Here is a 19,072-nt window from a genome sequence, read left to right as displayed (position 1 = left end):
CCTGCAGACGAGTTTCACGGGTTACGATTTATTGTTCATGAACGCCGCCGAAAATATCCACGACGCAGCCTTGTTCGTCATTTCCGGTCAACCGCTTGAAATCTTCGCCCGAGATGCGAACGCCTCCCGTGCGGTAGCGGTTCTGGACCGTATTCGCGGATACATCCTGCCCGTTAATCGTGACACGGGTCCGCTCGTCGCCATCCATATGATAAACGAATGTTACCGGAACGCCGGCATAGTTGAATTGGAACTCCAAGCCATCCAGCGCCTTCGGCAGAACCGGGTCGATCACCAGGTCGCCCCCCGCTTCGCGGATGCCGAGCGCATTGGAGATCAGCTGGTTCATGTAGATCCCCGGACCGCTGGAATAAATCCGCCATCCCCCTTTGACAGGTATGTCTCCGCTGCGCAGCGCATCAAACGATTCCTGGGCTTCGTAGCGCGTGTTGAACTTTCCGTCCGAGCTGCTGAAATATGCATTGCTCTGGCGCAGCTCCGCATTCGGCACCACCTCGGTGATGCCGATCGGGTTGATGCGCTCTAGCCCGCTCCAAACCTCGCTGCTCTTGCCGAGCTTGGCCATGGCTTCGACAAAGCGGATATGCGCATGCACATATTGAAGGCCAACCTCCCGGCCGAAATTCGCCGCTTGCTCCGCCCGCTTAAAGTGCGTGCTGACGCCGCCGGCATATACCGCCGGGCGGTTCATCAGCCTTACGCCGTCCGGACAGAACAGCTGCTCCCGGATAATCTCGTAATGGCTGGCCGCCTGCTCCGGGGTCAGCAGCTCGCTGATCATGCTGCGCGTCATCGGCAGCAGGCGGTACTGGATTCCCGTTTCCTCATCGGACGGATGCAGCAGGAATCTGCTCTGCTCCTTGCTCTCCATATAGACAAAGCCCGGAATGACTTCGGAGTTCAGGATATACGTATTGAAATCCCGCTGAATTCCTTCCGCGAGTTCCCCCATCGCACCCGACATCGCTTGATCCACGCTTTCCATGACGCGGGAAAACTGGTTCAAGGTCTGATACGTCAAGGCGACCGTCCAGCTGCTGACCATGAACTGCTTCAGCTGGGCGTTAGCCGGCTGCAGCGTATCGTCCCAGTCCCCGTCCCCATAAGAAGACAGATGGGTACCATGTAGGAAATGCTCCTGAATATAGGCTATTTGCTTCTTCACGTGTTCAAGCACGGTGTACGTCCGCTCCGTAAAATCGAAGCTGTGCTTTCTCGTGTATGGAACGGCCGACTCCAGGATGCTGTAATCGTTGGTAACGGCCAAATAATCGCCCAGCACCTTCAGCGGCCATACGATGATGTCGCCGTGGCTCTCTTCCTGCTGGATATGGGCATACTTATCAAACATGAACCACTGCGGCCAGTTTCCGTCATCCTCATATTGGTGGGAATACACCTCAAGCAGGATATCGCGGACCTGCTCGTATTTATGCGTGGCCATGAAATATTCCACGGGTCCCTGGCATACATCGCGCGTTCCCCAAGCCGCACCGCCGTACTGTTCCAACCCGTGCGGCACCGAATAATGGACGAGCATGTTGTGCGTATACCACCAGGCAAGCGCATTGACTTTGAATAAACCGTCATCCCGCCCGTTGTTCAAGCTCAGATGGAACCCGTTCATAACGGATGCGTAAAACGAACGATAGTTTGCAATCTCCTCATCCGCATTCCGCGCCTCGATTGGAGCATCAGCTGCATCAAGGCTGCCTTGCACCGTCATGGCCCACTCGGCACTCTCGGCGAGCTCGAGCACCGTTAAGGAAGCGCTCCCTGGCGCGACGTTGCTTGCCAGACAGGTCTCGTCCGTCACCTGGATATCGGCTCCCGTCACCCCAAGGCGATAACGCAGATCCTTGTACACGGACGCGCTCAGCGAAGCCGCGTCGGCACGGAACGTGAGGACGCCGTCTTCCTGGACCACATGATACGGCACTTCATATTCGTTGACATCCATCGTCATCTGCATGGTCACCAAATAACGGTAGGCTCTTCCGCTTTCGGAACGGACCTGAAGCGTAACCTCCGGTGCCGCGGCGGACGTGAAGTTCGTGATGATCAGCTTGTCGTTTTCGGTTTTGTAATACCAGCGTACATAGTTAAACCCGATCTCGAACACGGACGGCATCGTCAAGAGGCGGTACTGTCCGTCCATCTCGACATAGATCCGTTGTCCAGAAGTCTTGGGCACGTTCAGCGCGTTCCGCGCATGACTCATCATTTTGTTAAAGTTCGTGTTTCCCGTCACCAGCTGGGAATTAAACACGCCATACATGTAGGAGGTGGTCGTGATGACCGGGCTGCCCAGCTTGACGTTGTTGCCGCTCATCAAGATATGGCCGTGCGGACGCTCCACGCGAAGCTCCTTCTCCTTCAAGACGATATGCTCATAGGTGTCCGTGAAGAACGAAAGCAGCGTTTCCCCGTCTCGCTCTTCTTGGCGGCGCACAGGATACAGTGCGTTCAGTTCGTCTGCCGTCAGCGGCACGGACTGCAGAGGTTCGCCGAAGCGGTCGGAACGTTCCATCTGCGGCAGCTTATTGCCCGCATCGGTCAAACGGCGTGCTTCCGCCTGCTGCCAGGCGGCCTGGAGCTCCTCCTGGTATTCGAGCGCAGTGACGGCATCCGGATGATCCTCCTTAAACAAACCGTAGAATACGAACCGGGCCGTCCCGCTCAACGTTACGCGAGGGGACTGCAGAGCCGTATAGGCAAACTCGTATTGATATACCTCATTCGGGAGGTTCTCTTTGAATAAAGCCTCTGCCCGATTCGTCTCTTTATAGGAAAGACCGAAGAACTGAAAGCCGTCCGTGGCATACCCGACCGCCGATGTCAGCGATCCCTGCTGAAGATAAGGGAAGACGCCACCCTGCGGCTGATTTTGGCGGGAGCACACGACATAACCCCGATCTTCCTGACGGAACACGGCATGGTCGATGTATTGGGACAAGTACGCTTCATTGTTTCGAACGGCGCCTGGAAGGGCAATCCCGATATCCTGTCCGTAAACGACGTCGGCTTGTATTCCTTCCCCTTGGAGCTCGATGTCCCAAAACCACGCACCGGCATCCGTCGGGGTAAACCGTATCGTATAGGCCACTCCCTTGAAGCTGCCTTCCCACATCATCCGGTTATCCGCATGCGTGACCACGCTTCGGGAATGCACCCCGAGCATGGGAACGGCCTCGATGCCGTCTTCGGTATGGATTCTCAGAAACAAATTGTTGAGGGCGCCGTCAATCGAATTGGAGAGCAGTTGATTGATCATCGTCGTGCCGTAAGCAGCTTGATAAAGATCCCCGCTCGGCAAAAAGGTAAACGTCAATTCTCCCGCCTGGAGTACAACTTTCGCATCGTTCATTACATGATTGGCTGTCACAAGTTTCACTTCCTATTCTGCATAAATGATGTTGGTCCGCGTTATTTCCGAAGCCGAAAACGTCTGATCTCCGTGTCCCGGCTATTCCTTCCGACCATGAGGTCGAACTCGCCGGCATCGCTCGTGAAGGACAGGTCCGAATGGTGATAACGCAGCTGTTCTTCGGTCAGAGTAAAGGCGATTTCCTGCCGTTCTCCCGGCTGCAGCAGCACCTTGCGGAAGGCCTTCAGTTCCCGGACCGGTCTGACGACCTCGCCGGAACAGTCGCGGACGTACAGCTGGACGACTTCTTCCCCGGCCATATCGCCGGCATTCGTGACAGATACTTTGATCTCAAGCGGCTGTTCCGAAGACATCTCTTCCGCTGAAAGCTCCATGTTTCCGTATTCGAATTCGGTATAGCTTAGGCCGAATCCAAAGGGCATCAGCGGCTCATTCGGAATGTCCAAATACTGCGATACATAGCGCACCTGCGCATCCGGCGCACCCTTCGGCCGCCCGGTATTATAATGGTTGTAATAGACCGGCACCTGTCCGACGGAATAAGGGAACGACATGCTGAGACGGCCGGAAGGATTGATCTCGCCGGTCAGCAGCGAAGCGATGGCCGCCCCGCCTTCGCTTCCCGGGAACCAGGCTTCCAGCACGGCATCGGCCTCATCCAGCACGCCGTGCAAATCCAGCGGGCGGCCGTTGAACAAGACGGCTGCCATCGGCTTCCCCAGCGTTTTCAAATGGCGGATCAATTCGAGCTGCGGCTGCGGCAGCGTGATAAACCCGCGGCTGCCGGCTTCGCCGCTCATCTCGGAATCCTCGCCCAGCGCCAGCACGATCACATCGGCTTGCTTCGCGGTCTCCATCGCCTCTTCCAGCTGCTGATCGGTCATAGCGCTCACGCTGCAGCCCTCGGCCACCGTCAGCGCGCCGGAAGGCAGCTGGGACCGCAGTCCCTGCTCCAGCGTGACGGCATCTTCTTTAGCGCCTGTCCAGGACCATGGGCCGAGTATGTCGCCGCTGGCAGCGAACGGGCCGATCAAGGCTACGCGCTGACCGCCTCTCAGCGGCAGCAGGGAGTCGTTCTTCAGGAGCACGCAGGATTTCGCGGCGGCTTCACGGGCCGCCTGACGGTGCTCCTCGCAAAACACGATCTCCCGTTCGGCTTGCGGGTCGGCTCCCCGCACAGGACGCTCGAACAGTCCAAGCCGCTTTTTCAATGACAGAATACGCAGCACCGCTTCATCGATCAGGCTCTCATCCACCCGTCCATCGCGTACCATTTGCGGCAAATGATGCACGTAGCTGGAGGTCATCATCTCGATGTCCACGCCAGCCTCGATGGCTCTTAACGCTGCTTCTGCCTCGTCCTCGGCAACTCCGTGAGGGATCAGCTCTTTGACCGCTCCCCAGTCGGAAATCAACACACCGTCAAATCCCCATTCGCGACGCAGCAAATCGCGCATCAGCCGCTTATTGCCTGTAGCCGGTATGCCATCGACGGTATTAAAGGCCGTCATGACCATCAAGGCCCCCTCATCCAGCGCGGCCTTGTACGCAGGCAAGTAATACTCCCGAAGCTGGCGCTCGGACATGTCCACCGTGTTGTAATCACGGCCGCCTTCACCGGCTCCATAGGCGGCAAAGTGCTTCACGCACGCAGCCAGCCGGTTTACATCGCCGCTCAAATCGTCGCCTTGAAAACCTCTTACAAACGCTCTTGCAAATTCACTGTTCAGATAGGGATCTTCACCGGTCGACTCCATCACGCGTCCCCAGCGCGGATCGCGCACAAGGTCCACCATCGGCGCAAATGTCACGTGGAGGCCGGATACCGCGGCTTCGCGCGCGGCGATTTCTGCGCTCCGCTCCGCAAGGACAGGGTCCCACGAGCTTCCCATGGCCAGCGGCACCGGGAAGATCGTTTTGAAGCCGTGTACGATATCGGCCATCATGAGCAGCGGAATTTTTAATCGACTTTTGCGCATATGCGCTTCTTGGACGGCTATCACTTCCTCCGCCCCCGCCAAGCCCAGCACCGAGCCTGCATTGCTTACGATCTCATCGGTGATGCCCAGCGACTCCATCGGTCCTGTAATTTGCCCCGATTCTTGAGCTCCTTCGAAAAAAGGGACGGCCAGTTGTATAAGCTGCGCAATTTTTTCCTCCAGCGTCATCTGCTCGACCAGAGAAGTCAGTTGTTGATCTGCCATTTCCCATCCTCCTATGTCTTAACCTTCACGATCTAGTCAATTCGAAACGTTTTGATTTTTGCTCAAACCATGAAATATATTCATAAAACCTTATAATTAGCAGGATTTTCTACCTATACATCCATTGTTTAAAAAGCGAGAAAATCAGCCCGTGTCTGTGAAATAATCGAAACGTTTCAATAAAAACGGACGAAAAAATCAGGGCAGTGGCAGCCAATCCAGCACACGCTGAATTTTACGGTCCCAATATCCCCATTCATGTCCGCCCGGTTCTTCCTCGTATGTCATCGGAATCCCCAGACTGTCCGCATATCGTCTAAACGTTTGGTTATCATGGTATAAAAAGTCTTCCGTTCCGCAGCACTGATACAGCATCGGTTTGTTACCCCCGTATGCCGCGAATTCCGAGGCTAAATACAGCAAGTCGTCCCGGCTTCCCCGCAGTCGGTCGACGCTTCCGAACAGGGTACGGATTTCCTGCTCCTGGAAGCCCGGTCCCGCAGCCCGGCTGGCGAGATCCAACCCTCCCGACAGGCTTGCGCCGGCCGCATAACGCTCCGGATAACTCATGGCCAGCTTAAATGCGCCATACCCGCCCATGGAAATTCCGGCGACAAAGGTATCTTCCCTGCGTCCGGACACCGGAAAGAACGACTGAACCAGCTGCGGAAGCTCCTCGCTCAGGAAGGTAAAGTAAGACGGACCGTTGGCCATGTCCATATAATAGCTTCGTCCGACTCCCGGCATCACGAGTGCGATGCCTTTATCCTCGGCGTACCGCTCGATGGACGACCTGCGCATCCATTCGGTCTGGTCCGCGCCTCGGCCGTGAAGCAAATAAAGCACCGGCAGCTTCGAAGAAGAACCGTATGGCATCAGCGCGGCCTGCGGTATAAAAACCTCGATGCCGGTAGACAGCCGCAGTGTTTCGGAATAAAAATCACACGTGATCCATGCCAAGTTCCTCATCTCCGATCCGGTACATTAACTTTCTACTTTGCTCTTTCCTGCAGACGCACGCTCCATCATTTCCGTTGTCAGCATGTACGACTGCTTTACGGATTCGCCTCCCAATATCTGAAACAGCAGATGGGCTGCAAGCGATCCCGCTTCGCTCTTGGGCTGCCTGATGGTCGTCAGCGGCGGATTCACGTATTCGGCTAATTGGATATCGTCGAATCCGATGACGGACACATCATCCGGCACCGAAATTCCGCTTTCCTCGAATGCCTTCAGCCCTCCGATGGCCATCTCGTCGTTGCCGTAAAATACGGCCGTTGGGAGCGCCCCCTGCATAATCATCATCTTGGTGGCGTTGTAACCGCCCTCGCGCACGAAGTTGCCGCTGAGGCGCCACTTCGACTGTTCTTCCAGCCCCGCCTCCGCGAGCGCCCTTAAATACCCTTGATAACGCAAATGATTATCGTACGAATCCGAGGATCCGCTAATATAGGCTACGTGCCGATGTCCGTTCTCCAGCAGGTAACGAGTAGCCGTGTATCCTCCCTGCTCCCCGTCGACCAGCACATTGACCAGGAATTCGCTGCATAATGGACGATCCATCACGACGATCGGAAATTGAGGCCCGGAGGTCTCGATCAGAACTTCATCGCGAATATTGGGCGCGAGAATGATGGCGCCGTCGGCCCTCTTCTCCCGCAAAAATTTAACCGCCGTCGAATCCCTGCCGCCCATCGAGCTGCAGGCTATCAGATCATACCCGTTGGTCAAAGCAACTTCCTGTACGCTTCGGATCAACTCGGAATAATAAGGCCCGGATAAATCCGTCAGAATTAGAGCGATTGTCTTGGTGCGGCTCCGCTTCAAATCCATGGCAAATCCGTTCTTCCGATAATTCAGCTGTCTTGCTGCCTCGAGCACCTTTGATCTTGTCTTGGAACTCACTCTGCTGTCGCCGCTTAACGCGTATGAAGCCGTCGACAAGGCGACTCCAGCGAGCTTTGCCACATCCTTTATCGTTGCCATTTCCTTTCGCCCCTTCTAATCTTAAAAACTCTATCTATCTTATTTCATGCCAGAGATCGTATATCCTTCAATAATATGTTTTTGGAAGAAAGAAAATACGATGATGATCGGAACAACCATAAATGCAGCACCTGCCATTTGCAGACCGAAATCGGATCCATGCTGTCCTTTCAGAAGCTGCAAACCTACCGAAAGCGTATAAAGTTTCTGGTCGTTAGCCATGATGAGTGGCCACAGGAAGCTGTTCCAAGCGCCGATGAAGGCCAAAATCCCCTGCACCGCAAATACCGGCTTCGTGATCGGAACGATCAAACGGAAGAAAATCCGCAGTTCTCCCGCGCCATCCAGCCTTGATGCCTCGATCAGATCCGTCGGGATCGTCGACATGAACTGACGGAACAGGAAAATACCGAAAGCGCCGACCAAGCCGGGGAGCACGATACCCGCCATCGTATTGGTCAAGCCCATGGCGTTAATCAGCAGATACACCGGAATCATCGTCACCTGTCCCGGAATCATCATCGTGGCGAGCACGAGATAGAACAATTTTTTGTTGCCCGGAAACTCAAACTTGGCGAATGCATATCCTGCAAGCGCGTTGAGGAACAGACCCACAAATGACCAGAACACAATAATAAGCGTATTTTTGAGGTAGACCATAAAGTCCAGCTTCGTAAATAAATCCACATAATTTTTCATGGTAAATTCTTTGGGCAATAACGTCGGCGGAACCGCCGTAAATTCATTCTCCGGCTTGAACGAGGACGTGATCATCCAGATAAACGGGATCATCATCAGCAGTCCCCCTGCAATGAGCAGCACCGTCATGACCGTCTTTTCTATTCTTTTCGCTGCCATACCCTAAAGCCTCCTTCAGTTACGATACGGAACATCGCTTGCATCTTAATACTCGACATCTTTTTTCTTGACTGCGAATTGCGCGATCGTCACAACAATGATAATGAAGAAGAGCACAAACGATCCTGCGGCCGCATAACCGAAATTACTGAGCTGGAAGCCATTGTTGTATATGAAGAGGGCCATCGACATCGTGGAATTCAGCGGTCCGCCCTTGGTCATCACCAGCGGCTCTTCGAAGAACTGAATCCAGCCGATCAGCGTCGTAATCGTGACAAAGAAGGTCGCAAAGCTCAGCAGCGGAACGGTGATGTACAACAGCTTCTTCCACTTGCTCGCTCCATCGATCTCCGCCGCTTCATAATAGGAACGCGGAATGCCCTGGAGGGCAGCAAGGAATATAATCATGTTAAGACCGATCGATTTCCATACAGCCAGAAGGATCAGCGATAACTTGGCAAGCGTGGGATCATTCAGCCACTGCTGCGCGGGAATACCAAACCAGGATAACATATGGTTAAAGAGGCCATAATGGCTGTTATAGAGGTAACCCCAAACAACCGCGACCGCCACAATATTCGTAATGGAAGGCATGTAATAAACAACGCGGAATGTCTTGAACAGCCATCCCGTGCCATAGTTAAGCAGCAATGCAGCGCCCATGGCAAGCATAACGACAAGCGGAACTCCGATAATAACATAGAACATGGTGTTAAACATGGATTTCAGGAAAACCGGATCTTTAAATACATTCATGAAGTTATCGAAGCCGACGGCTTCAATATTGGAGTAATTGGCGAGACCCGCCAGGTCGATGTTCGTGAAGCTGATGACAAGCGCAATGATGATCGGAATGATTGAGAACGTCAGAAGCAGCACCAGCGCGGGCGCAATAAACATATAAGGGTACTTATAGCGGTTAAAGCGCTTGATAAAGTTCTGCAATGTCATTCACCTCCTGCAAATATGGGTTTCGATGATACGCTATGGAAGCAGTCAGGCTTGTTTCATCATCGTCTGAAGAAACAAGCCGGGCTGCGTTACACGCTTTTGTTATTTGGATAGAATTTCGGTAGCCTTCGCGTTCAACTGATCCATTTCGGTCTTGATGTCCGCACCGCCCACCGTGATTCTTTCAAAGGCACCGATGGCTTCTTGGGAAACCGCATCCCACTCTTTGATGAACGGAACAGGTCTGGCGTTCTCAAGCTGTTTTCCGAATGTAGCGAAGATCGGATCTTCAAAGCGTTTGTCTTCCCATGCGCTCTTAATCGCAGGCAAGTTTTTGGATACATCGTAGTTGGTCAGCTGCGATTCTTGTTCGCTCATGAAGGAGATGAATTTAACGGCTTCATCTGCATTTTTGGTGCTGCTGAATACGGACATGTTAGCTCCGCCAAGGAACGATGCGTTGTTTTCTTTTGCAGGAAGGGTTGTGGTTGCCCATTTACCCTCAATCTCAGGCGCTTTATCCTTCACGCCTTGAATCATCCAAGGACCGCTGATGAACATCGGGAACTGTCCGTCCTTAAATGCGGCAAACAGATCCAAATCGCTCGCAAGCGGCGTCATGCCTGTGTCGTAGAAGCTCTTCAGGTATTCCATGGCTCCCATGAATTCCGGCTCGTTGAAATGAGGCTTGCGGTTCTCGTCGATCATAGCGCTTCCATTCTGCCAAGCAAACATGGACAGGTAGTTCATATCTTTGGCATCGATGGTGATCGCGTAATTGCCATTGCCTCTGGCTGCCAGTTTCTGGCCGGCATCCTTCATCTCATCCCAAGTCTTAGGACCTTCAGGATAGCCTACTTCAGCAAGAATATCGGTACGGTAGAACAATACGCGTGTTTCCACGTACCACGGAATGCCGACAACCTTGTCGTCGTAACTCATCGTTTGAACGGCACCGTCGAAATAATTCTCCGGCTTCAAATTCGGATATTGCTCAAGGTACGGCGTCAAGTCAAGCAAAGCGCCGGCTTGCGCGAATTCAGGGATCCAGGTTGTACCCATCTGCACGACGTCCGGGCCGCTCTTCGAAGCAACCGCCGTCAACAGCTTGTCATGCGCGCTTCCCCAAGGAATGGATTGAACGCTTACCTTTACGCCGGGATTCTTCTCTTCGTATTGCTTAATCAAGGTTTCGTCCGTTTCGTCACCCATCAACCAGACTTTCAGTTCCTTCTTGCCACCGCCTTCGCTGCCTCCGTCTGCTTTCTCAGACCCGCCCGAGCATCCGGCTAATACGACCGAGAACACCAGCAATGCTGCCAACGTCCACAATATTGATTTTTTTCTCATTCTACATTCACCCCGTTTTTAATGTTTACCAGCATGCGAAACGTAATGCAAAACATAAATTGAAAGCACTTACTTCGAAACGTTTCGATTTTATTCGAAAAAATAAAGACGCCGGATAAAGGTTATTTCTATAATCCTAATGTCTCTTCATTCCCCCTATGGAGCACCTTTCCATGGTTATCCTAAGGATAATCATGCTCTTGTGTAAACAAAATAAGAAGATTGCTTGCTTGATAAATTCAAAAAACGTATTTCGTTTTGAAACGTTTCGACACGTTCATTATAGCTCCCCCTGAGAGCGATTTCAATATCCTTTTTATTTTTTTTGTAAGGCGTTTCTTTGACAAGGGCTGTAAGCTATGAATCGCTGGCAAAAAAGCAGCAGGCTCCGAAGCATGCCTGCTGCTTAATATGGTTCTGTCATGATCCGTCACTTTATTAGTGCGCTAAGCGTTAAGTTGGCGTTCCCTCTTGTCATGACGGTCGTGGCCCAGCCCCCTGTCCCTGCTAAGCCGGGCATGCACCGCAAACGACAGGAATGACAATACGGCAACTCCCGCGGCCAACCACGCCACCGGGGTCAGTCCGCCGCCGTCATACATCGTTCCCATGATATAAGGCCCGATCACCCGGCCGGCGGCTCCCATGCCGCCGGTCACGCCGATATAGAACGGAGCGGCTTGTCCCGCACGTTCCGAAATAAAAGCCGGGATCGCTGGCGAAATCAGCATTTCGCCCAATGTGGCCAGCACCATCGCAAGGATCATGCCCGGATAGCTGTGCATCGCCACGATAACAACATAAGCCGCCAGATAGAACAAGGCGCTCGCGGTCATCTGACTGCTCTCTGTGCGGGCCGCCCATCGCTTGATGGCATTGGTCAGCGGCTGCGCGGCGAAAATCAAGATCCCGTTCAGCGTCCACAAATAACCGTAAGCCGTCTTGGACATCCCCTCCGAGATGATAAACGGAGACACGCCCGTGTTCCAGATGGAATTGCCGAACCATAGGAACAGCGAGCCTAGTCCCATAAAGAGATAGATGCGGGTGTTCCCAAGCAGTGCCCAAGCGCCGGGCCCCGCCGGAAGCGGACTCTTGGGCTGCGGATGATGCGACCCGTCGGACGCGCTCGTTCCGCCCAGCTTCGTCAGGTAAGACAGGAAGAAAATCGCAAAGCCGAAAGACGTGACGCCGTTTAAGACAAAGCTTAAATGATACGATATCTCCGCCAGGAACCCGCTCATGGCCGTTCCCAAGGCTACGCCGATATTATTGGCAACATAGATGACGTTAAACAATTCGCCCCGCCGATCGGCGAACCGGAAGCCGATAAAGGCCTGGATGGCCGGCATCGATACGGCGTTGCAGAATCCGATGAAGCCCATCATCGCGATGAACAAGCCCCATAATCCGTTAATGAACGGAAGGGTGAACAATCCGAGGGCGTTCAGCAGGAGCGAGCCCACGATCAGCTTCTTCACCCCGACCCGGTGATATAACGCGCCGCCAAGGAGCTGACCCGCGATGCCCCCCATGGACTGAATCAAGATGACAAAGCCAGCATCCTGCATGCTGCGTCCCAGCTCGTCGAATACGTACATCGTTGTCAGCGGCCACATCAAGGAGCCGCCTGCGGAGGCAACGAGACTTGCAACAAGAAAACCTTTTACTTCCTTAGGGTACTGCTCCAACCATTTCATGTTTATTATCTCCCAGCAGCCTCGCAGCAGTATATTTACGCATAAAACCTAAAATAGCCCCACAAAATGGAGCCTGCGCTCCGATGCTTATTCCAAATACTTTGCGGGGACCCCAAAAAACTTTATAAATTCTAATATATTAAAAAAAAGCCCATGCGGGCTTTTATAAATTCTTCTTAAAGGAAAGAGGCAAAGGCCTTCTATTTTGATACTCCTATAACCTGTATGAATGCACAATGCTTGTCATTTCTTATCGCCCAAATCCTAGTATCGCTTGAGAGATCCATTTTTAGCAAGCACACTCATTGACGCTTTACCTTAACAGCGAACAGGCGCTAAAAAGCGGATCCCCGCTTCACGAGGAACCGCTCTGGTCCGGGGCTCCCGTCTATCCCCCTCTCTTATCCGGGTTAGCATTTCTCTCTCTTGCAGGTATGCGTATTTGAACCGAGGTCCCGATTCCGACTTTGCTGAAGATGGACACGCCGTACTCGCTCCCGTAATGCAGCTTCACCCGCTGGTCAATGTTGCGGATGCCGCAGCCGGTATGGCTGTTATCCCGGGGATCGAATATCTCCTGTATTCGCTCCTGCTTCATGCCTAGACCATCATCTATGATCCGGTACAGAATATCGTCGCCTTCCTTGTGAACCGAAATCCGAATATGAATGCGATCTCCACTCCAAGCATGCTTCAGCACATTCTCAATAAAGGGCTGGAGGATCAGCTTAATGGTCTCGTAAGGCCATATATTCGTATCGATATCAAAAGTGACTTCCATGCGCTGGCCATATTTTACCTTCTGGATGTCCAGATACGCATTGGCCTGCTCAATCTCGGATGCTATGGGTATCAATATTCTTCCTGAATTTAATGTAAGCCGATAAAATTGTGCCAGTTGCACAACCATATCCTGGAGCTTCTCCGTTTCCCCGAATTTTGCAAGCTGATTTATAGATGATAGCGTATTGTATAAGAAATGAGGGTTGATCTGCGATTGCAGCATTTCAAGCTCCGCTTCCTTTTTTTGAAGTTGGGTCAAATACACTTCTTTTATTAACGCTTCGATATCCTCGCCCATCGCATTCAAGGCATTCGCAATTTGAGAGAACTCCCCTTTTCCCCGGTACGTGATCCGTTTATGCAAATCGCCTTCCCTAAATGCATTGAGTACCCCTACAATCTTCATGATCCGCTTAGAGAAGGACTGGGAGATAACATACCCCATATATGTAAACAACACGACGCAGATGATACAAATCACAATCAAAACGGTTCGTACCCTCTTCGCTTCCTGTTCAATAATGTTAAGCGGAACCTCAGCAACAATCTTCCAATTCTTCTGTGGCAAATCTTCTTCGATGATCAAATAATTGTTCTTATCATATGCTGCTACATCCGCATCATGATTTGCCTTGACGGAGGTTTGGCTGCTGTCTTCAACAAATTGGCCGGAAGTAAACACCACATTCCCGAAGGGATCCAGCACCGATAACATACTTCCGTCGCCGAGCTTCGTGTAATCCACGCTATCGAACAGTTGTGACAAACGAACACTGAACCGCATGATTCCCACCTCTTTGATCTCGAGCGGATTATTCATATCCACCATGCGTCGAATCATCGAGATCCGTCCATCCCGCTCATCCTCTTCTACCTGCTTCCACATCATCGTTGCATTGTATTTCTCTTCCGGCAGTATGAAGTACCAAAACTCACCTAGAATTCGGTTCATGTGGTAAATGTCATAGGTTTGTTCGTTGAAATCTTTATTTCTTTCGCTGTCCCAATTTTTATACTTCTCGTACACCGTTTGATTATGAAAATAGACGGATAGCCTTAAGTTAAGGCCTACCGCCTTCGCTGCGCTCTCTAACTTCGGGAGAATGACATTGTTCATGCGGGTATGATTCTCCGTACCCGATAAATTCCTGCGAACGCTCTGAACTAATGTAGGATCATCGTACAATGTCGCCGAAGTCTGGACGATATCATCTACTTTATAGGCTACATTATCTCGGATCTGCTTGAGCGTTCCCTGGATGTTTACCCGGGTCTGTTTGCGCATGGTCTCATCATACATCGAGTGAGAAATATAAAAGTTCACGGAAACCAATAACAGGATAAATAACGTGAAGGTCAGCATGAGCTTGTAGCCGATCGGTATATACCCCAGCTTCTTGTCGTTTGGTCTGGACGATGGGATCCAGCGATGGTTCATCCCAATTCTCTCTTTCGATATTCCATGGGTGTCATCGCGAATTTTTCTTTGAATTGTCGGCTGAAGTATGGGAGATAGCGGTAACCTACCTGATCGGCGACTTCATAGACTTTGAGGCCCGGCTGTTTCAGCAATTCGCATGCTTTTTCCATACGCAGTTGTACAAGCAGTTCATTAAACGTATTTCCCGACCTCTCTTTAATCAAAAATCCGATATGGCTCGGCGAAAAAGAAAAATGTTGTGCAATATCCTTTATCGTTAGATTCTCACTCATTCGTTCTTTCATCATTTGGATAACGCTGCGGATGAATTTGCCGTCTTTTGAGTTGGATTTCTCGAATAATCGTTCGGAAATCTCGAAAATATGCTGTATAAACCAAGAACGAATATCACTGACGGTTTCGAATTGCATCAAAATATCCAGATGATGAATCTCCATGCCTAACAGGTCAAACAAATCTTCATTTCGACTGCTTAAATATTGCTCGAGCTTCCATATAATATAGTTCGACATATTGCGTACGGTAAATCGGGAGCGCAGATTCCTTATCGAACCGAATAACTTCTCTAGCTCATCACAGATTTGGACCAGCTCGTATTCCTCCATCGCCTTTAAGAGGACGTTCATACGTTCATCAAGCATCCTGGCATCCAGCATTCCTGGCTCAGCACAGACCTCTTCGTACTTGATAATACTTCCCTTGCCTAGAAACATTTTGCCTTCCACTGCTTCAACAGCTTGCCTATATGAAAGCTGAAGTTGATTCAAGGTGTGCACGGGTTCGCCAATCCCCGTTGTCATGGATGTCGTCAAATGCTGCTGAACGTTATCCATCAATGTACGCATCGTTTGAGTGGCGTTATTGTCCTCAAGCAGTATCGCTACTCGTTTCGTGGACAGCTTACAGTATGGAAGCATGCCACTATCCGTAATTGTCTCTTGAATACCTTGCAGAAATCTCCTCGCCATTTCCCTCTGGGAAGAAAGACTCCCTGCTTGGCGCCAAGAAACATTATCGAGCTCCATGACAGCGACACGAATCGGCCACTTCAACTGGTCGAATTCATATGAAAAGTTCATCATTGTCAACGACTCTTCTGATTCTTCCCGTTCAAGCAAACGTATAAGGAAATCGCTTTTGACAATGGGAATCATCTCTTGATAGGCCATCTCCACTTCGCGCTGCTTGATTTCTTCATCAAGATCCCGTTTCACCTTAATTAACGAAGCGACGAGCTCTCTATCATTCATCGGCTTGAGAACATAACTGTACGCTTTCAATAAGAGCGCTTGCTGCACATAACTGAACTCCTGATATCCGCTGACAAATATGATTCGCATGTTAGGTTTATGTTCAAGCGCAATACGCGCAAGCTCAAGGCCGGACATATAGGGCATATTCACGTCGCTGACCAATATATCGATATCCTCGTTCTTGATAATTTCACATGCCGACAACGCATTATTGACGCTTCCCACTACGGTCATACCCAGATCAGGCCAAGGAATGAACCTTTTCATTCCTTCAAGATCCAGCTCTTCATCATCCACTAGCAGCACCTTGTACACGAGAATCCCTCCAGGCATTGTAAAAAAATCCATATTCATATAGTATAATCGATCTAAAACAGGCATTTAACAAAAGCAGAAAATAAACATGCATAATAAAAAGAGATCTCCCAAAGAACCTGGAGGGTTCTTTGGGAAATTCACCTGCGACATCTTTGTTTAAATTAGTTGCCGTTCAGCTTAGCTACGTTCTCCTGCCATTTGGCCGTACGCCATTCTAATAGCTGATCGTAGCCCAGATCCATCAAATCTTTATGGCCTTGATCAAGAACTTTGTCAACTTCTTCATCGCTCTTCGCCATAACCGATTTGGCATAGATTTCGAGGAACAATTCGTCTACCGATGTTTTGATAATCCCTTCATCTGAATCTGGAGCCGGATTCAGGTTCGCAAATTCCGTGACGTTTAACTGCGTAGGCCATGTAATCGTCTGTTGGTAACGCGTTCTCCAATCCTGCTCTTCGAAAGGAAGCTTCTCCATGTACTTGTATTTGGCAGGGTCAATATAACTCGTATTCCCAACGAACATAACAGGTTCATTCTTGGATTGGATTTCCGCTACTTCAGCCGGGTCATAGTTTTCCGTGAAGTTCGGCTTGCCCTCCTCATCGAATCCATCCCAGTTCTTGCCCTCTGGTCCGAAGTATTGAATATTCATTCCTTCAGGACCTGTATACCAGTCAAGGAATGCGAAGATCGCTTCAGGGTCTTCGGCAGCTGTTGTAATATAAGCAGCATTCCATCCGAAACTGGTGTAAGTACCCGGATAGATTTTATTCTTATCCAAACCTGGCTTATGAATCGGCCAGATCATGAAATATCCGCTATCCGGATCATTCTTGGTCAATTCCGGCTGCGCCTCGCCCGCCATCGTAGTTGGACTAGCTCCTGCAAATACGGCCACTCGTCCTGTCATGACTTTCTCTAAAATCTGATCCTCGGTTTGGCTGAAGGCATCTTGAGAAATAAGCTTCTCTCTGTATAGCTTAGCAATGTATTTCTGTGCCTCGCGGAATACCGGATCCGTTAGCAGAGGCGTCAGCTTCCCGTCCTTTGGAACTGCAAGCAAACTAGCGTTAAGGTTAGTGTAGCTCGCACCTTCTCCGAATGCGGTGTACAGCACGCCGAGCCCCTGTCTTTCCTGCGCACGGTGCGGTTCGAACGGAACAATTTCGCTACCATACTTCTCTTTAACCTTTACCAAGTAGTTATATAAATCATCTGTTGTTTCAAGCGGCGGCTCGCCTAGCTCTTTGTAGATCTTCTTGTTAACTACGTAACCTGCGTTACCGTACGGATTGGATGAATACCAGTTCGGGAACATATACAGCTTGCCGTCATCGGAGCGAAGCATGTTCAGATCGCCCATCCATGTTTTCAGATTAGGATATTTATCGAGGTAATCATCATAAGCTACCAATTTCCCCTCTTTACGGAGTCTCTCCATGTCCGGATGGTTACGATCTGTCCAGATCATATCCGGAAGATCATCCGAAGCCATCATCGCGCTCAGCTTTTGGGTATGTGCTCCAGCAGCGGCAATCATATTGATTTTCACTTGCTTCTCTTCGCTCAAATATTTACCGATAGGCGTACTTTCCCATTTAGGGAAGTCCGAGTTCTCATAGTGAGCATACGCCGTAAATTCCAGCGGTTTCTCCCCGAGTACCCATTTGCCATCACCATTCCCCTCTGCAGGCGGATCGGTTTTCTTCTCGCCGTCATTGTTCGCTGCCGGTGGTGGTGGGGCTGGATCTGCCGATTTTCCGCATCCTGCTAGAGCTGTGACCAGTACCAAAAGCAAAGATATCATCAACAGCAACGACTTTCTTGTCTTTCTCATTCACTAAACCCCTCTCATTTACAAAAATATATATGTTCAAAGCTGTTCGCCTTAAACCGTTCCTGGGCCTACTCTTTCAGTGAGCCTACCAGCACGCCTTTGACAAAATATTTTTGGACAAAGGGATACACCAGAATGATCGGTAGCGTCACAACGATCATCATCGCCATCGTGAGCGACTTGGACGTAATCTGTCTCGCATTCTCCAACAGCGCCGTCGAAGCACTATCGAGTACGGAGCTTGAACCGGTTACAATATTGGCATTCAAGGTTTGCCGAAGAATGGTCTGGATCGGGAGCAAATTATCGTTGGTGATGTAAATGCTCGGCAGGAACCAGTCGTTCCAGTGCCCAACGGCAGTCAGCAAAGCCAGCGTAGCGATAACCGGCCCGGACAAGGGGAGGATAATCCGGAAGAAAGTGCCCCAATTGCTGCAGCCATCGATATTGGCCGATTCCTCCAAGCCGGCGGGAAGGCCTTTAAAGAAGGTTCGGAATATGATCATGTTCCACACACTGATGAGGGATGGAATAATAAATACTAGAAAGCTATCCATCAGTCCCAAGGAGCGGATGAGGAGATACGTTGGAATCAATCCTCCACCAAAGTAGAGGGTAAATATAAAGAACAATGTGTAATATTTGCGTCCGATCAGATACGAACGGGTCATCCCGAATGCCAGGAGCGCTGTCATGAATATGGAGGTTGCCGTTCCGACTATGGTACGGCTTACGGATATAAAGAATCCGTTAAGCAGTCGATCATCTTGGAGTATGATATTGTAATTTTCGGTTGTGAACTCTCTTGGCCAGAAGGTGATTCCGCCTTTTGCGGTGTCTACGCCTACGTTGAAGGAAACCGCAACTGCATTCCAGAACGGGTAGAGCGCCGAGAAGGCCAGCAAACTGAGAAAGACGTATATCACGATAAGCGTAACCTTGTCACTGAAGCTAATTCTTTTTAACATGCCGTACCTC

At 50.8% G+C, this 19,072-nt stretch carries 12 protein-coding genes; all 12 read right to left on the bottom strand.

From position 1 onward, the window contains the following. Positions 1-28: 28 nt before the first annotated feature. The gene (locus tag JNUCC32_RS27045) at positions 29-3,406 is read right to left on the bottom strand and encodes a GH36-type glycosyl hydrolase domain-containing protein (RefSeq protein ID WP_192570382.1); all 3,378 of its coding nucleotides are present in this window, start codon (positions 3,404-3,406) and stop codon (positions 29-31) included. Between the two features lie 41 nt (positions 3,407-3,447). Next, on the bottom strand, positions 3,448-5,613 hold the full coding sequence (locus JNUCC32_RS27040; RefSeq protein ID WP_192570381.1) for a glycoside hydrolase family 3 N-terminal domain-containing protein: 2,166 nt from the start codon (positions 5,611-5,613) through the stop codon (positions 3,448-3,450). Positions 5,614-5,811: 198 nt separating this feature from the next. Then, entirely contained in the window at positions 5,812-6,573 is a 762-nt protein-coding gene (locus JNUCC32_RS27035) for an alpha/beta hydrolase (RefSeq protein WP_192570380.1), read from the bottom strand. A 24-nt stretch (positions 6,574-6,597) separates the two neighbouring features. Beyond that, entirely contained in the window at positions 6,598-7,599 is a 1,002-nt protein-coding gene (locus JNUCC32_RS27030) for a LacI family DNA-binding transcriptional regulator (protein WP_090909864.1), read from the bottom strand. A 39-nt stretch (positions 7,600-7,638) separates the two neighbouring features. Next, positions 7,639-8,457: a carbohydrate ABC transporter permease gene (locus tag JNUCC32_RS27025; RefSeq protein ID WP_009594477.1), complete on the bottom strand. Its 819-nt coding sequence runs from the start codon at positions 8,455-8,457 to the stop codon at positions 7,639-7,641. Positions 8,458-8,502: 45 nt separating this feature from the next. After that, positions 8,503-9,408, bottom strand: coding sequence for a carbohydrate ABC transporter permease (locus JNUCC32_RS27020; protein WP_009594508.1), 906 nt, complete (start codon positions 9,406-9,408; stop codon positions 8,503-8,505). Between the two features lie 102 nt (positions 9,409-9,510). Beyond that, positions 9,511-10,758, bottom strand: a complete 1,248-nt coding sequence (locus JNUCC32_RS27015) for a sugar ABC transporter substrate-binding protein (protein ID WP_009594526.1) — start codon at positions 10,756-10,758, stop codon at positions 9,511-9,513. 446 nt (positions 10,759-11,204) lie between these two features. Next, positions 11,205-12,458: an MFS transporter gene (locus JNUCC32_RS27010; protein ID WP_192570379.1), complete on the bottom strand. Its 1,254-nt coding sequence runs from the start codon at positions 12,456-12,458 to the stop codon at positions 11,205-11,207. 388 nt (positions 12,459-12,846) lie between these two features. Beyond that, complete coding sequence (locus JNUCC32_RS27005; RefSeq protein ID WP_192570378.1) at positions 12,847-14,679, bottom strand: sensor histidine kinase; 1,833 nt, start codon at positions 14,677-14,679, stop codon at positions 12,847-12,849. Then, positions 14,676-16,250: a response regulator gene (locus JNUCC32_RS27000; protein WP_192570377.1), complete on the bottom strand. Its 1,575-nt coding sequence runs from the start codon at positions 16,248-16,250 to the stop codon at positions 14,676-14,678. Before JNUCC32_RS27000 ends, JNUCC32_RS27005 begins: the two co-directional genes overlap by 4 nt. Before the next feature lie 164 nt (positions 16,251-16,414). After that, entirely contained in the window at positions 16,415-18,094 is a 1,680-nt protein-coding gene (locus JNUCC32_RS26995; protein ID WP_192570376.1) for an extracellular solute-binding protein, read from the bottom strand. Positions 18,095-18,162: 68 nt separating this feature from the next. Continuing rightward, positions 18,163-19,062: a carbohydrate ABC transporter permease gene (locus JNUCC32_RS26990; RefSeq protein WP_192570375.1), complete on the bottom strand. Its 900-nt coding sequence runs from the start codon at positions 19,060-19,062 to the stop codon at positions 18,163-18,165. Positions 19,063-19,072: the final 10 nt, after the last annotated feature.

This window comes from Paenibacillus sp. JNUCC32, from assembly GCF_014863545.1.
Lineage (GTDB): Bacteria > Bacillota > Bacilli > Paenibacillales > Paenibacillaceae > Paenibacillus_AQ > Paenibacillus_AQ lautus_A.
The sequence above is the reverse complement of the archived record's forward strand: the minus strand, read 5'-3'. Positions and strand labels throughout refer to the sequence as shown.